2 protein-coding genes are annotated in these 3145 nt (G+C 62.6%); one reads left to right on the top strand and one right to left on the bottom strand.

Going from position 1 to position 3145, the window contains the following annotated elements:
• Positions 1 to 38 precede the first annotated feature (38 nt).
• Positions 39 to 896, bottom strand: coding sequence for a TonB-dependent receptor (locus tag POM99_RS22550; protein WP_277280975.1), 858 nt, complete (start codon positions 894 to 896; stop codon positions 39 to 41).
• Between the two features lie 396 nt (positions 897 to 1292).
• On the opposite strand from POM99_RS22550, the gene nylA reads away from it, so the two are divergent.
• A complete protein-coding gene (gene nylA / locus POM99_RS22545) occupies positions 1293 to 2774 on the top strand; it encodes a 6-aminohexanoate-cyclic-dimer hydrolase (protein WP_277280973.1) in 1482 nt (493 codons plus the stop codon).
• The last annotated feature ends 371 nt before the right edge of the window (positions 2775 to 3145 follow it).

The raw sequence follows: 3145 nt of genomic DNA, 5'->3' as shown, positions 1-3145 counted from the left end.
CATTGGGCCCTCGGCGCTGACGGAGGCCATGGGCATGCTCAACCACCATTTCGCAGCAGCCGCCTGATCGGCGCAGAGCGACAGCCTACCTCTGACTGCCGCCAATCTTTGCAACAGAGCCATGTGAAGTAAGAGGTCGGTCCGGAGGAATGCAGACCCGTCGCACTGAGATCGAGCGCCAAGTCGTCCGTGACATCCACCGCCAGTTTGAACCGGCCCGAAGTCGCGCGACCTCGATCGACATCCTGGCCGCCCGGCAGGACATTTTTCACAAAGCCCTCGTCGCGGCGCCAGCTGTCTAGCACTAGTCGAGCGCGGATGCGCTCATTGACCGGGACGTTGAGCACGCCCTGAAGTCGACCTTCGTCATAGCTGGCATAGCTTCCAAGCACGTAGCCTTCGAACCTGTCGGTCGGGTCCTGCGTGACGAAATTCACAACCCCACCGTTGGCGTTGCGTCCGTACAATGTGCCCTGCGGTCCGCGCAGCACCTCGACACGGGCAATGTCGGTTTGCGCAAGGTCACCCATCGAGGGGCGAGGTTGATAGACCCCGTCCACGTGGATAGCGACGCCTGGCGAGCCCTGGTTAAGTCCGACACCGCGAATGGTGATTGCTGTCTGCCCCAACAAGCGGCCAGCCTGCATGCTCGGCACGATGAATTGTAGGCCTTCAGGTTGGGAGACCCCCCGCTGCTGAAGCACCGCGCCACTGACAGCGGTAATGGCGGCGGGGATGTCCTGGACGGTCTCGGAACGCTTCTGCGCGGTGACCACCAATTCGTCGACCATTGAAGCAGGACCCGTCTCTGCCTGCGCGCCCCATGCATCCGTCGTGAGAAGCCAAGGCGCCATCATGGCGGACGCACACAGAGAAATGCGGACGGCGTGTTTCATGGTTCCCCTTCAAGTTTCGCTCGCTCAGGTGAAGCGAAGGTTCGCCCCACAACCGGCGGCGAAGGCGCTTCCAAGTCTGAGGGCAGACTCCGACTCGTCCTCCCATTCGTCAAGCATTTTAGGTAGAACGTCCGACTTTGGCGCGTTGCTTGGGTGCAGAAAGGTGCACCTCGGCCGCCGCCTGCGTGCGCAAAAATGCACCCGGATACCGCGAATGATGTGGATAATCGCATGTTTTCGTCCACGAGATGCGCGGCTGAGGCTCCACACGGTCACTTGACAATCTAGGACATATGCATAATATTTCGGCTGTCGGCGGTGTCGTCAGGGCATGCGCCGGAGCTGTCGCGGTAGGTTATTGTCCACGCGGCTTAGACCAGCAGAAGGAGCGCGACAGTGAGCAAGGTGGACCTTTGGCAGGATGCGACGGCCCAGGCCGAACTCGTGCGCTCGGGAGAGATAAGCCGGACCGAACTGCTGGAGGCGACGATCGCTCATGTCCAAGCTGTGAACCCAGAGATCAATGCCGTCATCATCCCGCTCTTTGAGAAGGCGCGGCGTGAGAGCGAGTTGGCCTCCGGGCCCTTCGCTGGCGTGCCCTATCTTCTGAAGGACCTCACCGTCGTGAGCCAAGGCGATATCAACACGTCCAGCATCAAAGGCATGAAAGAGTCCGGCTACAGAGCCGACCACGATGCCTATTTCGTGCAGCGGATGCGCGCGGCGGGGTTCGTTTTGCTCGGCAAAACAAATACACCGGAGATGGGCACGCAGGTAACGACGGAGCCCGAAGCGTGGGGCGCCACTCGGAACCCTTGGAACCTCGGACGGTCGGTTGGCGGATCCAGCGGCGGCTCAGGGGCTGCGGTAGCCGCGGCTCTGTCACCGGTTGCGCACGGCAATGACTCGGCAGGTTCCGTGCGCATACCTGCCAGCGTCTGCGGCGTCGTCGGCCTCAAGCCGACGCGTGGGCGGATATCCCCAGGCCCCTTGGTCACTGATTCAGACAACGTCGCAGGAACCGCCCATGAAGGCCTCTTTGCGCGAAGCGTGCGGGACATCGCGGCGTTACTGGACGTCGTCAGCGGCCATCGGCCGGGCGACACGTTCTGCGCACCGACAGCGTCACGGCCCTACGCCCAGAGCATAAGCGAGAATCCGGGCAGTCTCCGCGTGGGGGTCCTGACCCACAACCCCGTTGGCGACTTCGCTCTGGATCCGGAATGCGCCGCGGCGGCACGGGGCGCCGCTGCGGCGCTTGCCGCGCTCGGCCATGACGTGAACGACGCCTACCCAGAGGCGCTCGGCGATCGGTCCTTCCTCAAGGACTACTTGACGATTTGCGACGTCGCGATCGCGCGAGAGATCGAACGCAACGGAGAACTGATCGGCCGGCCGCTGACGGAGGATGACGTTGAGTGGACCAGTTGGGAAATGGTCAAACGCGCAGACCAAGTCACGGGGCGCGCCTTCGCCGCGTGCGTGGACGAGCTTCGATACTACGCTGGGAAGGTGGAGCGTTGGTGGGAGGCGGGTTGGGACCTCCTGATCTTGCCGACTGTAACGCGTCAGACGCCGGAAATTGGGGAACTCATGCCCGCCAAGGGAACCGACTTGGAAGGGCGTCACACCGCCTTTATCTCGGGCAGTCTGCGGATGCTGGCCTTCACCGTTCCCTTCAACGTTTCGGGGCAGCCGGCTATCTCCCTCCCCATCGGCATGTCTAGCGATGGGATGCCGATTGGGGTGCAGATCGTCGCGGCCTATGGACGCGAGGACCTCCTCCTTCAGGTGGCCGCGCAGTTGGAAGGGGCGCTGCCATGGGTCGCTCGGCGGCCCCAATTGCTGAACCCGTCGCGGAAGATCCCAGCGGCCTGATGCTTGCGGGAGATGGGGTCCGGCCGACAGATACGGGCCGGGCCCAGGTTTCGTCCCCAACTGGCACCCCACACCGCCTTAGTGAAGGTCCGCCTCGGGGACGCCCCACAGCCGGATTGAGGCCACTCTTTTCTGTGCTGGAACCCCGGCCTGTCGTCGCCTGCTTGTGAGCTCGCACCACGGTCGAGCTTAGCATCAGGTACTGAGTGTCTCAATCCTTCGTCAGTTCGTCGATCAGACGCTCCCACAGGCTCTGTTGCAAAAATCGTGAAGCTTGAGCATGCTTGGCGGAGATTGGACGGACGGAACGATGACGGATTTCAAGTGGCGCCATTTCCAGGGTGATGTGATCCTGTGGGCGGTGCGCTGGT

The organism is Novosphingobium cyanobacteriorum, assembly GCF_029436685.1.
In the GTDB taxonomy this organism is placed as follows: Bacteria; Pseudomonadota; Alphaproteobacteria; order Sphingomonadales; family Sphingomonadaceae; genus Novosphingobium; species Novosphingobium cyanobacteriorum.
This window is presented reverse-complemented; position numbering and strand designations above follow the sequence as displayed.

What these genes read in the sequence shown, in the direction of transcription:
- POM99_RS22550 (WP_277280975.1), bottom strand. Translation starts at nt 896, where the DNA reads ATGAAACACGCCGTCCGCATTTCTCTGTGTGCGTCCGCCATGATGGCG.